This is a genomic window from Candidatus Clostridium stratigraminis (assembly GCF_045310675.1).
Taxonomy (GTDB): Bacteria; Bacillota; Clostridia; order Clostridiales; family Clostridiaceae; genus Clostridium_AT; species Clostridium_AT stratigraminis.
The window spans coordinates 60,562-77,733 of the sequence record NZ_JBJHZZ010000008.1; the positions used below are offsets into that span (position 1 = coordinate 60,562).

The 17,172-nt window shown below is 33.6% G+C and carries 17 protein-coding genes; 9 read left to right on the plus strand and 8 right to left on the minus strand.

All coding sequences use genetic code 11. The features are described 5' to 3' along the window. Window positions 1-91 precede the first annotated feature (91 nt). Entirely contained in the window at window positions 92-2,395 is a 2,304-nt protein-coding gene (locus ACJDUG_RS11955) for a sodium-translocating pyrophosphatase (protein ID WP_406770106.1), read from the minus strand. 231 nt (window positions 2,396-2,626) lie between these two features. On the opposite strand from ACJDUG_RS11955, the gene ACJDUG_RS11960 reads away from it, so the two are divergent. Next, the gene (locus ACJDUG_RS11960; protein WP_406770107.1) at window positions 2,627-3,409 is read left to right on the plus strand and encodes a hypothetical protein; all 783 of its coding nucleotides are present in this window, start codon (window positions 2,627-2,629) and stop codon (window positions 3,407-3,409) included. A gap of 27 nt (window positions 3,410-3,436) precedes the next feature. Then, window positions 3,437-4,561, plus strand: coding sequence for a radical SAM protein (locus tag ACJDUG_RS11965; protein ID WP_406770108.1), 1,125 nt, complete (start codon window positions 3,437-3,439; stop codon window positions 4,559-4,561). Window positions 4,562-4,669: 108 nt separating this feature from the next. On the opposite strand, the gene ACJDUG_RS11970 is transcribed toward ACJDUG_RS11965, so the two are convergent. The 3 genes from ACJDUG_RS11970 to ACJDUG_RS11980 all read right to left on the minus strand — a co-directional run bounded on the left by ACJDUG_RS11970 (window position 4,670) and on the right by ACJDUG_RS11980 (window position 7,947). Next, window positions 4,670-5,731 (minus strand): lactonase family protein, encoded by a 1,062-nt coding sequence (locus ACJDUG_RS11970; protein ID WP_406770109.1) that lies wholly within the window; start codon window positions 5,729-5,731, stop codon window positions 4,670-4,672. A gap of 187 nt (window positions 5,732-5,918) precedes the next feature. Beyond that, window positions 5,919-6,431 (minus strand): hypothetical protein, encoded by a 513-nt coding sequence (locus ACJDUG_RS11975; RefSeq protein ID WP_406770110.1) that lies wholly within the window; start codon window positions 6,429-6,431, stop codon window positions 5,919-5,921. 214 nt (window positions 6,432-6,645) lie between these two features. Continuing rightward, window positions 6,646-7,947, minus strand: coding sequence for an Nramp family divalent metal transporter (locus tag ACJDUG_RS11980; RefSeq protein WP_406770111.1), 1,302 nt, complete (start codon window positions 7,945-7,947; stop codon window positions 6,646-6,648). A 223-nt stretch (window positions 7,948-8,170) separates the two neighbouring features. Here ACJDUG_RS11980 and mntR point away from each other — a divergent pair, with 223 nt between their 5' ends. Next, window positions 8,171-8,632, plus strand: a complete 462-nt coding sequence (gene mntR, locus ACJDUG_RS11985; protein ID WP_406770112.1) for a transcriptional regulator MntR — start codon at window positions 8,171-8,173, stop codon at window positions 8,630-8,632. Between the two features lie 13 nt (window positions 8,633-8,645). Here mntR and ACJDUG_RS11990 read toward each other — a convergent pair whose 3' ends face one another. Further along, window positions 8,646-9,548, minus strand: coding sequence for a helix-turn-helix domain-containing protein (locus ACJDUG_RS11990; RefSeq protein ID WP_406770113.1), 903 nt, complete (start codon window positions 9,546-9,548; stop codon window positions 8,646-8,648). Window positions 9,549-9,758: 210 nt separating this feature from the next. Here ACJDUG_RS11990 and ACJDUG_RS11995 point away from each other — a divergent pair, with 210 nt between their 5' ends. Then, window positions 9,759-11,036, plus strand: a complete 1,278-nt coding sequence (locus ACJDUG_RS11995; RefSeq protein ID WP_406770114.1) for a dicarboxylate/amino acid:cation symporter — start codon at window positions 9,759-9,761, stop codon at window positions 11,034-11,036. Window positions 11,037-11,202: 166 nt separating this feature from the next. Here the strand turns inward: ACJDUG_RS11995 and ACJDUG_RS12000 are convergent, their stop codons facing one another. Beyond that, on the minus strand, window positions 11,203-11,895 hold the full coding sequence (locus ACJDUG_RS12000) for a CDGSH iron-sulfur domain-containing protein (RefSeq protein ID WP_406770115.1): 693 nt from the start codon (window positions 11,893-11,895) through the stop codon (window positions 11,203-11,205). A gap of 211 nt (window positions 11,896-12,106) precedes the next feature. Here ACJDUG_RS12000 and ACJDUG_RS12005 point away from each other — a divergent pair, with 211 nt between their 5' ends. From ACJDUG_RS12005 to ACJDUG_RS12025, 5 genes are all read left to right on the plus strand, one after another. Next, window positions 12,107-12,652 carry a chromate transporter gene (locus ACJDUG_RS12005; RefSeq protein ID WP_406770116.1) on the plus strand — a complete coding sequence of 182 codons (546 nt, stop codon included), beginning with the start codon at window positions 12,107-12,109 and terminating at the stop codon, window positions 12,650-12,652. Then, complete coding sequence (locus ACJDUG_RS12010; RefSeq protein WP_406770117.1) at window positions 12,652-13,176, plus strand: chromate transporter; 525 nt, start codon at window positions 12,652-12,654, stop codon at window positions 13,174-13,176. Before ACJDUG_RS12005 ends, ACJDUG_RS12010 begins: the two co-directional genes overlap by 1 nt. 70 nt (window positions 13,177-13,246) lie before the next feature. Beyond that, complete coding sequence (locus tag ACJDUG_RS12015) at window positions 13,247-13,663, plus strand: acyl-CoA thioesterase (RefSeq protein WP_406770118.1); 417 nt, start codon at window positions 13,247-13,249, stop codon at window positions 13,661-13,663. Window positions 13,664-13,893: 230 nt separating this feature from the next. Then, on the plus strand, window positions 13,894-15,174 hold the full coding sequence (locus tag ACJDUG_RS12020) for an L-cysteine desulfidase family protein (RefSeq protein ID WP_406770119.1): 1,281 nt from the start codon (window positions 13,894-13,896) through the stop codon (window positions 15,172-15,174). 96 nt (window positions 15,175-15,270) lie between these two features. Further along, window positions 15,271-15,441 carry a hypothetical protein gene (locus ACJDUG_RS12025; protein WP_406770120.1) on the plus strand — a complete coding sequence of 57 codons (171 nt, stop codon included), beginning with the start codon at window positions 15,271-15,273 and terminating at the stop codon, window positions 15,439-15,441. Window positions 15,442-15,559: 118 nt separating this feature from the next. On the opposite strand, the gene ACJDUG_RS12030 is transcribed toward ACJDUG_RS12025, so the two are convergent. Together ACJDUG_RS12030 and ACJDUG_RS12035 are read right to left on the minus strand one after the other, a co-directional pair. After that, window positions 15,560-16,513 (minus strand): TRM11 family SAM-dependent methyltransferase, encoded by a 954-nt coding sequence (locus tag ACJDUG_RS12030; RefSeq protein ID WP_406770121.1) that lies wholly within the window; start codon window positions 16,511-16,513, stop codon window positions 15,560-15,562. A gap of 37 nt (window positions 16,514-16,550) precedes the next feature. Next, complete coding sequence (locus ACJDUG_RS12035) at window positions 16,551-17,147, minus strand: HD domain-containing protein (RefSeq protein ID WP_406770122.1); 597 nt, start codon at window positions 17,145-17,147, stop codon at window positions 16,551-16,553. Window positions 17,148-17,172: the final 25 nt, after the last annotated feature.

A 17,172-nucleotide genomic window follows, 5' to 3' on the forward strand; every position in this document is an offset into this window, starting at 1 on the left:
ATAAGCAAAAAAAAGAAAACGTGGAAGGAGCAATTAAATTAAACCCCTTACGCGTTTCTTCTTTTTCTTTAAATAGCAAGTTTAGGAATCTCTATAGTTTCGAGGGCTTTCTTATTCCAGCAACTTTACTAGTTTTTATAAATCTAAACCCACCGTTTTTAGAATATAAAACTGAAACAATAACAACTACAGCACAGATTGTTAAAGTAGCTATCATACCCATATCAGTGGCCTTATATTGTACTAGTACCGGAGCAGCTAATAAAGAAACTAAATTCATTACCTTTATCATAGGATTTAAAGCAGGTCCTGCAGTATCTTTTAGTGGATCACCAACCGTATCTCCTACAACCGCTGCTTTATGACAATCAGAACCCTTTCCTCCATAAAGCCCATCTTCAATTGTCTTTTTAGCGTTATCCCAAGCACCTCCTGTATTTGACATAAATACTGCAAGAAATTGTCCTGAAACAATTACCCCAGCAAGAAAGCCTCCTAAGGATTCCACCCCTAGAAGAATTCCTACAATTATTGGTGAAAGGATTCCTATAAGTGCGAGGCCTATAAGCTCCCTCTGAGCAGAAACAGTACAAATATCAACCGCATTTTGATAATCAGGTTTAACCCTTCCTTCCATTAAACCTGGAATTCTAAACTGTCTTCTAACTTCCTCAACAATCATGGCTGCTGCGCGAGTTACGGCATTTATAATAAGAGAAGAGAAAAGCCAAGGTATACATGCACCAATTAATAAGCCTATGAAAACCTTAGGCTCTGAAACTCTAATTCCAGTTGATATAAGTCTTATACCCTCATTGACGTTGAGCTGAGCTTGAATCTTCGTAACATCAGTAAGGAAGGAGCCAAATAATGAAACAGCTGCAATAACAGCTGACCCGATAGCCACACCTTTAGTAATTGCCTTGGTTGTATTTCCTGTAGCATCTAAATGGTCCATAACCTTTCTAGCATCATTATCAAGGCCAACTAGTTCACCTATTCCATTTGCATTATCAGAAATTGGTCCAAAGGAATCCATAGCAACATTGTTACCTGTAAGGGTTAGCATACCAATACCGGTCATGGCAACACCATAAAGTACATAGCTTACACCCATACCATTATAGATTAATATGGAACTAAGAATTGTAACAGCTATAACTATAGTCTGCCATACAGAACTTTCAAAGCCTGTTGCAAGACCTTTTAAAATTAAAGTAGCAGAGCCTGTTACAGAGGAAGATGCTATTTCTTTTACCGGCTTATAATGAGTATCTGTAAAGTATTTTGTTACCTCATCAAGTACTATGGCAAGTAAAATACCTACTCCAACTGAGAAGAAGGCCTTCCATTCATGCATATAAAAATGAGCTAAGAAAGCAAAAGCAGTAAGACTAAAGAGGGCTGACATATAAAAGCCTTTGTTAATGGAACTCATTGCGTTGCTATTTTTTAGATCCTTGGAGCCCTTAACTAGGTAGGTTCCTATAATTGAAGAAAGTACCCCAATTCCCCTGACAAGAAGAGGGAAGACAATCCATTTTAAGTCTCCGTTATTAATTTTCATAAGAGATAGGCCTAAAATTAATCCGGAAACAATAGTAACCTCATAAGATTCAAAAATATCAGCAGCCATACCGGCACAATCACCTACATTATCTCCAACAAGGTCAGCTATAACAGCAGCGTTTCTTGCATCATCTTCAGGAATACCTGCTTCAACCTTTCCTACCAAATCTGCTCCTACATCAGCGGCTTTTGTATAAATACCACCACCAACTCTCATAAATAGAGCAAGGAGTGTGCCACCAAAACCAAAGCCAAGAAGAGCGTCAGGTGCTGATATTCCAAATACCATAAATATTAATGTTCCACCTAAAAGGCCAAGTCCATCAGTAAGCATTCCTGTTATAGTTCCAGTTCTATAGGCAATTTTAAGGGCTTCACCAAAGCTCCTGGTAGAGGCAGAGGCAACACGAACATTTCCCTCAACAGCCATTCTCATACCAAACTGTCCGACCATTAGTGAAAAGCAGGCTCCCATAATAAAGGCAATTGCACGGCCAAAGCCAATTATTACCTTAACAGAATCAGTAGATTTTCCTGTAAAGCGAGCCATAGCTTCTTCTGATGGTGGAACCACATAGACTGATAAAAATAAAACAAAGGTAAGTACAACAATTAATGGGACGATAGTCTTTAACTGACGCTTTAAATAGGCATCAGCCCCAAGCTTTATTGCCCCCCAAACCTCTTGCATTTTTTCCGTGCCCTTGTCATGTTTAAGAATTTGAGTTCTTAACATTAAAGCGTACCCTAAGCCTAAAAATGCAATTAAAAGTACACACCATATGGCAACTATCTCAAAGGTAGTTGCATTTGTTAGGCTAAACATAAAAACATCTCCTTTAAATAGAATAAAAAAATCTCACCCAATATATATTTATGCAAGACAATATGATTTTCCTTCATATTTTTGAATATTTGTAACTTGATACATTAACTTTGTAACTTGTTACAAAAATAACGATTTAATCAATATTCAGACTACTCTATAAATTATTTATGACGTTATAAAATATAAAACGTATTACTAAATATAAAATGTTAAAGGGTGGAAGCTATTATGAAGATAACTCCAGTAAAAAAATACAATAGTCCTAATTATCCTACTAGGAGAGATGCATTAGAAAATCCAGATATATTAAAACTCTTACCTAATAGGTGGAAGAATAATATCTATGCTTCTACGGCGCTTTCAACTTTATTAATGATTACTTTAAGCGCTTGTGGAAATAAAGAAACAGCTGCAAGTGTCAAAGGTTCATTAGAAAAAAAGTCTCTGGTTGCACCAGTCTTTGAACATGGCAGTGGCAGAGGCAGCTTCGGCTGTGATTCTGTAGCACCGCCTTCATTTATATCTGAGGAAGAGGCTTTTCAAGTAGTTGAAGAAGAAGCAAAAAACTATAGTATTAGCTTTGAAAACTCTGGTAAAGAGATAAGAAATGTAAAATTACCTGTTACAAGTTTATATCCGGATCCACAAACTACAGATAGAAAAGAAATAATATCTTCAAATGTAGGCAATTTAAGGCTGGATGGTTTTGATAAGGATAAGAAAATAGGCTTTGAGTTTGTATCTCAAACAGACTACAGAGGCTGGCAAAAGAAACGAGGTATGTTTTCTACTGTGGAAACCTATGATTTTTTGTCTGCTGCTAAGGTTTTAAGAGATGGAATTAATGAGAATCATGGAGATACTTCTGTTGGAGTTTTTTATAATCCAATGATAAGTCCACAATATGGAGTGATTCTAAAGGATGTTGAAGCAAAGCTCAAGGCAGAAGAGGAACTCAAACAGCAGGTAAAGGATTTTTTTGAATGGCTTAAAGCTCAAGGAATAATTTAAAAATAAAGAGTATATAAGGAGAAAAATATGCATTACACCCTGCATTTAACTAATGGCTGCAACATGAATTGCAGTTATTGCTATGTAAACAATGAAAATTTAAAGACTATGAGCATTGAAACTGCTAGGAAAGCAGTAAACATGGCTTCTAAGGGGAAAAATAGACCTACAGGTATAGTATTTTTCGGAGGAGAACCACTGCTTTGTAAGAATTTAATTTATGACATAATTGAATATTGTAGATGGAAGGAAAAGATAGGAGAAGGGGCTTTTTACTTTAAGATAACAACTAATGGTATTCTTCTAGATGAAGCTTTTATAGAGCTTTCATTAAAGGAAGATATATTTATAGCATTGAGTCATGATGGTATAAGGGAAGCTCATGATAAACACCGGATAGATAACTATGGGAGAGAAACCTTTTCTGTTCTTTCAGATAAAGTAGAACTTTTACTTTCAAAAAGGCCCTATGCTCCTGTTATGATGGTAGTGAATCCAGACACTGCAAATTATTTTTATAACGGAGTGCTGTATCTTTATAAAAAAGGTTTCAGATATATAATAATTTCTTTAAATTACGAAGCTCATTGGACTGAGAAAAACATGAAGGAACTAAAAAAGCAATATGAAAGATTAGCAGAATTTTATTTGGATAGAACAATGAAAGAGGACAAATTTTATTTAAGCCCCTTCGAAGTTAAAATCAGTTCATTTGTAAATGGAGACAATTACTGTCATGAACGCTGCGAGTTAGGTAAGAAACAGATATCCGTGGCTCCTGATGGCTTCCTGTATCCTTGTGTTCAATTTGTAGGAGAAAAAGAATATTGTATTGGAAATGTGGATGTGGGAATTATTCTGTCAAAACAAGCTAAGTTGCATGAACTTAATGAAGAAGAAAAAGAGAGCTGCAAGAACTGTGCAATTAAAGAGCGATGCAATCACTACTGCGGCTGTATGAATAAACAGGCAACAGGGAGTATTAATAAAGTGTCACCTGTGCAGTGCAGACATGAAAGATTTCTAATTCCTATAGCAGATAAACTTGCAGAAAGACTTTATAAAAAAAGGAATGCTCTTTTTATTCAAAAGCATTATAATGAAATGTTTCCCATAATATCAATGATTGAGGATAGAACGGCAGCTAAATAGAATTATTTAAAATTATAAGATGATTTATAAAAATTAGAAGTTAGTTATATAATTTAAAGGAACCAAAACTGGTTCCTTTAAAAAGTGTTAATAAATATAGATAATGTGTTATATTGCTAAAAATTTAATACACACAGGATTTGGAATTGAAACTCCTGAGTTTACTTGTGTAAGCTTACCACTTAGTTTATCTATTAAAAACGGAACTATATTATTTGTATCTCTGTTTGCAGCAATAAGAAATTTTCCCATTGGGTCAATATTAAAATCTCTTGGATGTTTTCCATCAGTGGATGTGTGCGACACTAAAGTTAACTTTCCAGTTAAAGAGTCAATCTTAAATACAGCTATGCTATCATGGCCTCTATTTGAAGAGTATAAATACTTTCCGTCTAGTGATATATGAATAGCACTTCCAAGACTTTCTCCATTAAAGCCAGAAGGAAGTGCAGAAATATATTGAAGCTCTTCAAAGTCACCCTTTAAAGAATCATATTTTAATACAATAACTTCTGAGCTTAGTTCTGTAATAATATAAGCAAACTTTCCATTTGGATGAAAATCTATATGTCTTGGACCGCAGCCTGGTTTTAAGGCTATTTCCTTATGTTTTGATAAAATGCCGCTTTCTAAGGTGTAAATAATTAACTTATCAATACCCAAATCTACCGAACATAGATACTTTTCATCAGGAGTTAAGGCAGAAAAATGAACATGAGGCTTTTTTTGTCTTTCTCCATCTGGGCCACTGCCACTATGAACTGCTGTAGATACGGCCTTTTCTACTGTTCCATCCCTCTTTATAGGATAAACCTCCTCAATACCTCTATGATAATTTGCTGAGAATAAATAGGTGCTATTAGAATTTAGGCTTACATGGCAAGGAGAACTGCCCTCTGACACCTTGTAGTTAAGAAGCTTGAGGCTCCTAGTATCAGAATTAATGGAGAATGCAGCCACACCTCCGCTTTCACCCTTTTTTATTGTAGAATATAAGTAGCTATTATTTTTATCAATGCTTAAATAGGTTGGATTACCTAATTCAGCCTCTAATCTCACACTATCAATTGCTCCAGTGATTAAGTCCAGCTGGAGACTGTAAATTCCTTTTCCTTCACCAGTTGTATAGGTACCTATAAAGGCTTTAACTCTATTATTTTTTATACTCATGTTTTTTCTCCCTTTAAAATTCTGCGTAGCAAAATTAATTAAATAGATTTATTTATATTATACCCGATTTAAAAGAACAATATAGTCAATTAAGACCATTAAATATATATAAAAACAGACATCTAAAGAAATTACTCTAGATGCCTATTTTATTTCTTTAAAAGTTTACTTTACCCATATATAAGTTTTATGAGTGTGTACTTGTGCTGCTGCTTGTATTTGCATTAGCATTAACTAACTCACTAGAATCAGCTGAAGCTTGAGCAGCATTTGCATTTTGGAAAGAGTTTTGGTTTAATGCTTCAAGTATGTAGCTATACATTTGGGACATATCATTTGTATTATCTGGCATAATACTTATACTATCATCTGAATCCCCATCAGAGTTATCATAGCTGTCGCTATCTGTAGATTCTGCATTTGTAAGAATATTTTCCATAGACTGTAGCTGCAGCATTTGAGCTAATTTCTGGGGATCTAAAGATAGAGAACCTAAACCGCTTATTGAGTTATTTTCTACTGAAGATAATGGGTTAGTGGATGAAGCGGTTTCTTGAGTATTTTGCAGCATTCCTTGAAGCAAAGATGCAAAGGAAGAATTAGAATTATCAGTAGATAAAGTTCCATCATTTCCAGTTAAAGCTTGAAGCTGTTCTAATTGTGATAAACTAGATATTGAATTTACTTGCACTTTTTTCACTTCCTTCCGCCATAATTTTTAAAGAGTATAGAAGCTGTCGAATTATAAGCTTCATAAAAATTATAGTTTTCTATTATGGCAGTTTTGTGTCGAAATTTTAAATTTTTGTTAATAAATGATTAAGATTACTAGGAAATTATAAAATAACGCGGAAGAGCATCTAAAACCTTTCCGCGATTAATAACTGCTTGGTAGTTTAAGTTAAAACACTCTTTTATAAAAAAGTAAAATATAGTAAGACTAGGTTCATTAGTATAATAGCAGTAGTAATTATTATTCCAAGCAGCTTTACCCAAGGTTTATTAGCAAAGGTACCCATTAAATCCTTTCGCCCCGTAATAATAAGCATAGGTATTATAGCAGCAGGAAGGGCAAAGCTTAGGCATACTTGACTCATAACTAAAGCCTTCATAGGGTTTACTCCAATAACTATTATTAACATCCCTGGAAGCATAGTTAGTAGCCTTTTAAAATTTAAAGGAAGCTTTACATCCACAAAACCATCCATTACAGTTTCGCCTGCCATTGCACCAACAGTTGAAGAGGAAAAACCAGAGGCTAGCAGTGCTATTCCAAAGGCTCCGCTTGATAGGGAACCTAAAAGAGGCTGAAGGGATTTATGGGCCTGTTCAATGGAGTCTACAACTAGTCCTTGAGAATTAAACACTGCTGCTGATACAATAACCATTGCTGCATTTACAATAAAAGCAATATTCATTGCAATTGCTATATCTACTTTCTCCATCTTAAGATGTCTTTTTTTTTCTTCCAAGCTATGCTGAGTATCATTTCTATCTTGTACAAGCTGTGAATGAAGATATATTACATGAGGCATAACAGTGGCTCCAAGCATTCCTACTGCAATAAGGAGAGCCTGGCTATTAGGCAGAGAGGGAATTAATGTATGGCTTCCAACAGAAGCCCAATCTGGCTTAGCAAGAAAAAGCTCAATTGCATAGGCAATACTTATAACTGCAACAAGTATTGAAATAATTACCTCAACAACTCGTTGACCATATTTTTGAAGATAGGTTATGGCGAAGGTCACCATAGCAGTAAGAATGCCAGCTATAGGTAGTGAAATTCCAAATAATAAATAAAAGCCTAAGGCACCTCCTAAAAACTCTGCCATTGTTGTGGCCATTGCTGCAAGCTCTGCAATTATCCAAAAGCTCCAGTTAATATTTTTAGAGAAAACTCTTCTGCACATCTGAGTTAAATTGGCATTTGTTGCTATGCCAAGTTTTGCTGACATAACCTGAAGGAAAATAGCCATTAAATTACTCCAAAGAATTACCCATAAAAGGTTATATTTAAAAATGGAACCTCCACTTATATTAGTAGCAAAATTACCTGGATCTATATAGGCCACGCTTACGATAAATGCAGGACCTAGGAATTTCAATAAGACTTTAAACTTGCTGAAAACATTGGTACTGGTTATGTTTGGTACGCTCGCTATTAATGTATTTTCGGATTCTATGGCAAGCTCTTTATAATCTTTAGAAGAATTCATGTAAAACACCTCTTTATTAGCTTAAAATAAGATAGTTATTAAGAGTTAAATAAATTAGCCTTAACTAACTCTCTAATATAGGCTATGAAACAGTAAAAAGATGTGTTACAAATTTGTAATTTTTTAAAATAAATTGGCATATAATTTACTAACAAATTATTTGGGTCCGCTATTAAATGATACTACAAAATTAACAATATCTTATCCTAAAGTGGGTGAGCTTATGGACAATAACGATTTTTATACATTTAGCGAGTATATGAAGAAAGAAGACAATTCTCTTACTGCATCTATGGAGGATTATTTGGAGATGATTTACAGGCTATCTTTAAGTAATGGCTTTACGAGGATTCATGAATTGTCTGACGCATTAAATGTACAACCACCTTCTGCTACAAAAATGGTTCAAAAATTAGCTGAACTAAGCTTATTAAAGTATGAAAAGTATGGAGTAATAATGCTTAAGGAAAATGGCAAGAAGATCGGAGAAGCACTTTTAAAGAGGCATAATATTATAGAAGAATTTTTTAGAATTATTGGTGTTCCTGAGGAAAATATTTTGCAGGAAACAGAGAAAATGGAGCACACCATTTGTGACAAGACTGTAAATAGACTTAAGGATTACGTAAATTTTATACATGATAATCATGATGTGCTAAAAAGATATAAAGATTATATTGATTAAAGAATTTTTATTGCTAATTGTTATGGAAGTGGGTGCCGTAGATATAAGAGGCATCCATTTTATTTGAAGTTTTATAATAATCTCTCGGAGATAAATTGAAAGCCTTTTTAAAAGCTCTTATAAAACTTGAATAGTCACCAAAGCCGCAGTCTAAGTAAATTTGAGTAATAGGCTTGCCTTCCGTTATTAGATTGCTCGCTTTTATTAACCTCTTTTGCTGTATATAGTTATGCAAAGTATAGCCTGTATCAGCTTTAAATTTATGCATTAAGAAGTATTTACTGATATAAAATTTTGATGCTAAACGTTCTATTGATAAGTCCTCTTTTAAGTTTGAATTAATATAGTCTAGAATAGCTGCAATTCTTTCATCATATTCAATGTCAATATAAGCTGTGCTTAGTTTTCGTCTAAGAAAAGCTCTATTAATATAAACCATAAGCTGTAGAAATAATGAACTTTTTAGAACCTCATTGCCAAAATCATTATCTTTATTTGAAGCTTCTAAATTAAAAAGGATTGACTGCAAGCTTTTAACATTGTCGGCTGACAAGCGAAGCAGGCAGATTTTCTCTTTTGATGCAAGCTCAAAGCAGGTCTGTAGATTAGAATTTCCTCTATTATGGAGCTCTAGAAAACTTGAATTTACCCATAATACTATTCTTTCATAGGGGACATCCATGCTGACTATTGGTTTATGAAGGTCATGGCTATTTACAAATAGAATGTCCCAAGGTTTTAGTTTATAGACCTTTCCTTCAATTAGATAGGTTACAATTCCTGATATAAATATGATTATTTTATTAAAGTCATGGTAATGCAATTCAAACTCCATATGTTTTTTATCTATTATGTGAAAATACTCAAAGTCAGAATTAAGATAACCGCTCCTAAGTTTTATATTACTCATATCCATTTCTATATTAACACCTCGATTTAAAATTATATCTGATTATAAAATTGGAAGTACCCGTTATAATCAAAATGGTAATAATAGTTTAATAAGTTTTTAAAGTTATATCTATAAAATAGAACAACTTTTGCAATATTACAAGCACTTTTAACAATAAATATTGTAATATTATATGTTATAATTATTATAATAATTATAGATTGAGGTGGGGAAATGGAAATATTAAAAACTTATAAAACTTCAATTATTTTGCTTGGCTCTATTATCATAGGAGGAATTATTGGAGTCATATCAGGACCTAAGGCATCGGTACTTGAACCCTTTGGTAATCTTTTTCTAAACTTAATGTTTACAATTATAGTACCTCTTGTATTTTTTAGTGTATCATCAGCTATTGCTAATATGGTAAGTATGAAAAGACTAGGAAGAATTTTAGGAAGTGTAGTTTTAGTGTTCACCTTAACGGCTTTACTTGCTGCTATTCTTGGAGTAATAGGAGCATTAATAGCAGATCCTACAAAGGGTATAGATCATGGTACAATTCAAAAGCTTATGTCACAGGCAAGTGATTCCCAAAGTGCAGAAAAAGTAGGAGCGCTTCAGCAAATTGTAAACACATTTACTGTTTCGGACTTTATAAATGTATTTTCTAGAAAAAATATGCTGCAGCTAATTGTATTTTCACTATTATTTGGAGTATCAACAGCTTTAGTGCGTGAAAAGGCTGAACCAGTTGCAAGATTCCTAAAGGCGGGTTCAGAGGTTATGATGAAAATGGTTAATATAATCATGTATTATGCTCCTGTTGGACTTGGATGTTACTTTGCTTCGGTTATTGGACAACTAGGAACTCAAATTTTGCAGGGGTACTTAAGAGTATTTATTTTATATTTAGTACTTTCAGTAATTTTATATTTTGTAATACTCACGGTTTATGCTTATTTGGCTGCTGGAAAAGATGGAATTTTAATATATTGGAGAAATGTAATAACACCTTCAATCACTGCCTTAGCTACTTGTTCAAGCGCTGCGTGTATTCCTATAAATCTTGAATATACAAAAAAAATGGGTGTTCCAGATGATATTTCAGAAACAGTAGTACCGCTTGGAGCTAACACCCATAAGGATGGCTCTGTAATTGGAGGAGTTATGAAAATAACCTTCTTATATGGACTTTATGGAAAGGACATGCATAGCTTCAGTGCCATAGTTGGAATAATATTTGTAGCTTACTTGGTAGGTGCTGTTATGGCAGCCATTCCAGGTGGAGGAATGATTGGAGAAATGCTAATATTAAGTGTATACGGCTTCCCACCAGAGGTTCTGCCTATAATAGCTGTCATCAGTACTATAATAGATGCACCTGCTACACTTTTAAATTCTACTGGCAACGCAGTTTGTGCAATGATGATTACTAGAATAGTAGAAGGAAAGAATTGGCTTAAAGATAAGGTAATAAATTTAAATGAGATTGCTGCAGAGGATAATTAGTCTATAAATAGCTTGATAAAAACTAGATGCATAGTTTTATGTAGTTCTAAAAACTTAAGGTCTTATGATACAAAACAATTAAAAGAAATCGCTGAGAGAAATACAAATAAGACTCTTCAGCGATTTTTTTATTCATAGTACTATAAGTAACATGTAAAGATTCATATTATAGATTTTTGTGTGATCCATCACAATATGGAGGGGTTTTGGTGTGCTTACAAGCACATAGATACTCAGTACCATCCTTTTGAGCTATGAATTCTAAAGGTTGAAAGAAGGTACCTATATGTGCCCCATTGCAAAATGGCTGATTACTGCTTTTGCCGCATGTACACCAAAAATAAGTTTCTCCCTTCTTAAGTTCTACTGGTATAGGAGACTTTTGAGAGATTACAGATTTATCTACAGTTATTTCTCTTGTAGCTTCTTTATTTAATTCAGTATATTCGGCTCTTATTTTATCTGAAAAATCAGGGTCTTGCTTTGCCACATTTACTAGATACATCAATATGTTTCCAGGATAAGCTACATCTTCTCTTAAATGTGTTCTTTCTATAGATCTTCTGCTTAAGGCAACAATGCAGTTCTCACTATGGCTTCCCTTACATTCTTTACACAATTTACAAACACTTGCAATACTCTTTGCAATTAAGTTTTCATCATATACCTTCATGTCGTTTTGCGGTATTAATTTTATGCCGTCGCTTATTGTTTGTTGTTCGTTATTTTTTGCAGCCTTTATAGCATTTGCTGCAAACCCTATATTACACTTTGAAGGTACACATTGGCTTGTACCATAAAAATTACATTCCTCACAAAGCTTTTTTAAATTTTCCTCTACTTTTTCATATAAATTCATTTTAAGACCCCCTATTGTATTGTAAAAATATTTCATGTTATAAATTATAGCACAATTTAGGCGGCATGTATGAAATGGGTTGCGAGTTATTTTTAAATGGGAGCGTGGTACTGGAGCGTTTATTTAGGCATGTTCAATATTGGATATTAACTACTAGTTTTGCTATAATAATATTGAAGTTTTTTATTAGAAGCTTTTGAGGTGAATTATATTGAGAATTTTAATAGAAATATTTTTAGTTTTTTTAAAAATTGGTACTTTTACAATAGGAGGCGGATATGCAATGATCCCACTTATTGAAAAGGAAGTAGTTGATAAAAAAGGCTGGATAGACAGAAAAGAGTTTGTTGAGCTGCTTGCTCTTGGTCAATCTGCTCCAGGACCTATTGCCGTTGACACAGCAGTATTTGTAGGATATAAAATAGGTGGAATATTTGGTAGTATTGCAGCTGTAATAGGTTGTATTCTAACAGCATTTATAGTAATTTTAGTCTTTGCAATTTATTATATGGGAGTAAAAGATAGTGCAATTGTTCAAAGGATTTTTTTAGGAATAAGACCAGCTGTGGTTGCTTTAATAGCCGTACCAGTTTTTAGAATTGCGAAAAATTCTGATCTTACTAAAAAGACAATTTTTATTCCTATATTTACTGTTCTATTAATTGTATTTTTAAATGTAAATCCTGTCTTTATAATTATGGCCTCAGCTATTGGGGGCTTATCTTATGGAATTATTAAAGAAAGGAAAGTAAAATAATGAATGTATACATAAAGGTTTTATATGTATTCTTAAAAATTGGATTATTTAGTTTTGGGGGTGGAAATGCAATCCTTCCGCTTATAAGGCAGGAAGCAGTTAACAGCAATGGATGGCTAACTTCTAGTGAATTTACTGATTTAGTCGCTGTTTCTCAAGCTACACCAGGTCCTATAGCAATTAATGGAGCTACCTATGTAGGTTATAAAGCAGGCGGAATTTTAGGTAGTACACTAGCAACTTTAGGTGTTGTCCTTCCCACATTTATAATAATGCTTATATTTACAAGGTTTTTTATTAAATTTAGAGATAATAAATATGTAAAATATATATTTATAGGACTAATACCAGCTACAATTGGCTTAATGGCTGCAGCTCCATTACTTGTATCATCAGGATCATTTATAGATTATAAAAGCCTAATTATTTTTGCTGTAGTAGTCTTAGCATCATTTAAGTATAAAGCAGATCCGGTACTTTTAACTATAGCTGCAGGTATAGCAGGCTTAATACTATATAAGTAGGCGCAAAGGACATATTTTCGTCACCTACAGTAGAAATATCACTGATTCAACTATTAAGGAGGGTTAAATAATGTTTAAGAGTGAATCAAAAATAACGGTAAGATATGCAGAAACAGACCAAATGGGAATAGTGCATCATTCAAATTATTATGTTTATTTCGAAGCTGCAAGAGAAGACTTTATTATGGGAGCTTCTATTAAATATAAGGACATGGAAGATGCTGGAGTAATGATGCCTCTAGTGGAAACACAATGTAAGTATTACGAAGGGGCAAAATATTCAGATAGGCTTATAGTGGAAACTACTATGGAGGAGTTAAGCCCAGTTAAGGTAATCCTACAGTATAATGTAATTAGAGAAGCAGATAGCAAGCTATTAGCAAAGGGCAAGACAGTTCAAGCTTTTGTAGACAAAAATACATTTAAAATAGTAAATTTAAAGAAAAAGTATGCTGAGCTTTGGGAGAAACTTAAAAGCTTAAGTTAATAGGTTGGATGCTCCTATTTATATCATTAGTATCAGTTACATCTACTGCATAAATTTAATGCCAAGTAAGAGATAGTTTGTAAAACTGCTGGCACATATAAAGTCCGCAGTTTTTTCTATAAGGTCAAAGGGTCTAAAGCAGAAGCAGCCAATATTGGACATGCTGTTTGCAAACGTTTATAATATTAATAGGAAATTTTAATAAAGTTTATATTTATGGGGGAGAAGTTATGGATCAAAGTATTTTCTTTGAGTTACTTAATAAAGAATTAGTAGTTGCCTTAGGCTGTACGGAGCCTATTGCTATTGCACTTGCGGCAGCCACAGCAAGAAAGCATGTAAAAGGGGAAAAGGTAATTGATCTTAAGGTATTTGCAAGCGGAAACGTTATTAAAAATGCAATGTCTGTAAGCATACCCGGTACCGGCAGTAGTGGAATAAATCTTGCTGCAGCCCTTGGTTCTCTAGCGAAGGATGCTGATAAAAATCTTGAGGTTTTAAATGGGCTTACTAAAGAGGATATAGAAAATGCAAAGACGATGATTAAAGGCGGAACGGTATCAGTAAATGTAGCTGACTCATCTAAAAAGCTTTATATAGAAGTTGTCGTTCAAACTGAGGCATCAACAGCTCGAGTTATTATTGAAGACAATCATACTAATATTTCCACTATTGAAGTTGATGGTGTGATTATAAAAAATATTAAAGATAATTTTACTATAAATGAAGTTGAGCTTGATATAAAAGCTGTTAATATAGATTCCATATGGAACTTTATTAATAAAGTAGAGACAGATAAATTGGGTATAGTTAAAAGAAGTATAGAATTAAACAAAAAAATTGGGATGTATGGACTTGAAAATTCATTTGGACTACAGGTTGGGAAAACTATAATTAGCCAAATTGATAAAGGACTTATATCAGATGATCTAACAAATTATGCAATGGCCCTTACCTCTGCAGGCTCTGACGCTAGAATGGCAGGCTGCAGTTTAAATGTTATGAGTAATTCAGGCAGTGGTAATCAAGGAATTACAGCTACGCTTCCTGTAGTTGCAGTATGGGAAAAACTTGATTACTCGGAGGAAAGGCTTATAAGGGCGGTAACTTTAAGTCATTTAGTAACTATATATATTAAGTCTAAATTTGGAAGACTTTCAGCTCTCTGTGGAGCCACTATTGCAGCAACAGGAGCAAGCTGCGGTATAGTATACCTCCTAGGTGGACAGGTAAAAGAAGTAAAATCAGCTATTCAAAACATGCTGGGAAATGTTACTGGAATGCTTTGCGATGGCGCAAAGGCAGGCTGTGCTTTAAAGGTTTCAACTTGTACTAATGCAGCAATGCAGTGTGCAATTTTAGCTAATCAAGGAATATCAATAGAAGCTACTGATGGAATTATAGAAAATGATCCTGAAAGAACTATTGATAATTTATGCAGACTTGGAAATCAAGGTACCTTGGAAGCTGATAAAATAATATTAGATATAATGCTTCATAAAAGCTGTTAAACAGCGAAAGAGGAGCGACAAGGGGACATTAGAAATGTCTCCTTTTTTTATGCTATATAGATCAATATTGATTCAACTATAGATTTTTCCTTCGTTATGGATAAAGCTCAAATATACTTTTGCAAATATTATTATGATGATGATGTAATGAGAATAATGGTACATTTTAATGAAAATACACTTAAGGGTATTTCTTCTGCTGTAGATGTTGAATTACCATTTAAGGATATAATAATAGGGGCAGCAGAAGACTTTTTTGGATGGTAAGGAAAGTAAAGGTAGGCTGATTGTCTACCCCTTTTACTTTAATGAAACATTTTTACAAGCAAAGAAATAAGTATTAGATAGTAAGATGTGCCACAAGAAGCGTCCCTGTGGCACATTATTATTTGCACACAGTAATGTATCTTATAAAAGTACCTTTAGCAATAATGCACCTATCTACAATTTTAAAGCCTGCTTCCTCAAAGTAATGTTCCATATTTTCGAAAGTTATTAAAATAGCCTTATGAGCAATTTTTCTTGCAGATTTTATTATATCCAGCTGTTGCTTTAGGGTTACTGGAGTAAACACTCCATAGGGTAAATCTACTATAGCTGCATCATATTTATCTTTTATTTCGTGCATGTCGCCATTAGTAATGACATCCTCATAGCCGAAGAAGTCAAGATTTCTCTTTGCATTATCCGCTATCATAGGATTTAACTCATAACCCCTTATATTTAACCCCATAGATAATGCTTCAATAACCACAGTTCCTATGCCACAGCAAGGATCAACTAGCCTTAAGTTCTTATTATTTCCCGAGGCTATGTTCACTAATGCCCTGGCAACTCTTACATTTAGAGCATTTGAATAACTATAGAGCTTGTGATTATGTTTATCCCAGGTGTTTTTGTTATCTTCAAGCACGCCAAATATCCATTTACCATTAATATTTACCACTCCAAAAACTACTTCAGGTTCGTGAACGTCAGCTTCTCCATTTATTTTGTAGCCAATGTTATATTCTATTCTTCGCCTTTGTTCATAGGAAATGTTGTTCTCCTCAAAGTTAATATAACGGACTTTAAAGTTTTCTGAGGAAAAATTGTCCTCTAAAATTTGTTCTATTAATTCCTCCAAACTGCCGCAGGAATAAATTATAGAGATACACTGCTTTATAAAGGCACTTCTAGAGGGAATTACATAATGGAAAGAAAAAAAGTGCTTATTTAAAGGAATAATATTAAAGAGATACTTCATCTCCATCATGCATAGTTCTTTTTCTGCAGCTGTGTAATTAATAATATAAAAATATGAAAGTTCTGCAGCTTCTAAATTCTCAATGTCATTCATGTTTACATCCCCAATACTATGAAATAATATATAAATATTAGCTTCTTATAAAGGCAAGTACTTCTTTTGAGTTAAAAAGGTCTCTTACTAAAGAGGCAAATTCTTCATACAACTTATACGTTGAAAGTCCACATAAGCTTTTTGTAAGTTCTTCATAATACCATTTTTGATCACCAGCGCCAGCATTGAATTTTTTCCAAAGCTCGTTTCCAATTAAGTTATAATCTCTTACCATACTTCTAATATTGCTTAATTTATCAGCACAGGTTAAGAGCTTAATTTCTAATGGTGCAATTGCTATAAAATTAATAGTATGAGTCTTTCTAACTTTCCAGGAATCTATTTCTTCTTCAAGACTAAGTCTTGTATTTGTTTCAAGTTTATATGGCTCCGAAGCACCAATAACAAGATTTAATACATGCTTGCCGAAATTTTGTTCGATATATTCTTTAGTTATATTTGTATCTTCTAGGGTATCGTGAAGAAGGCCTGCAGTAATTAAATCTTCTTCAGCGCCATTTTCAATTAAAATAATGGCTACCTCAATAGGATGAATTACATAGGGTATTTCAGTACCTTTACGTTTTTGGTGACTGTGTGCCTGCCAGGCTGTTTGTAAAGCTAAGTTATTCATGAGTCCTCCAATGTAAATTATATAA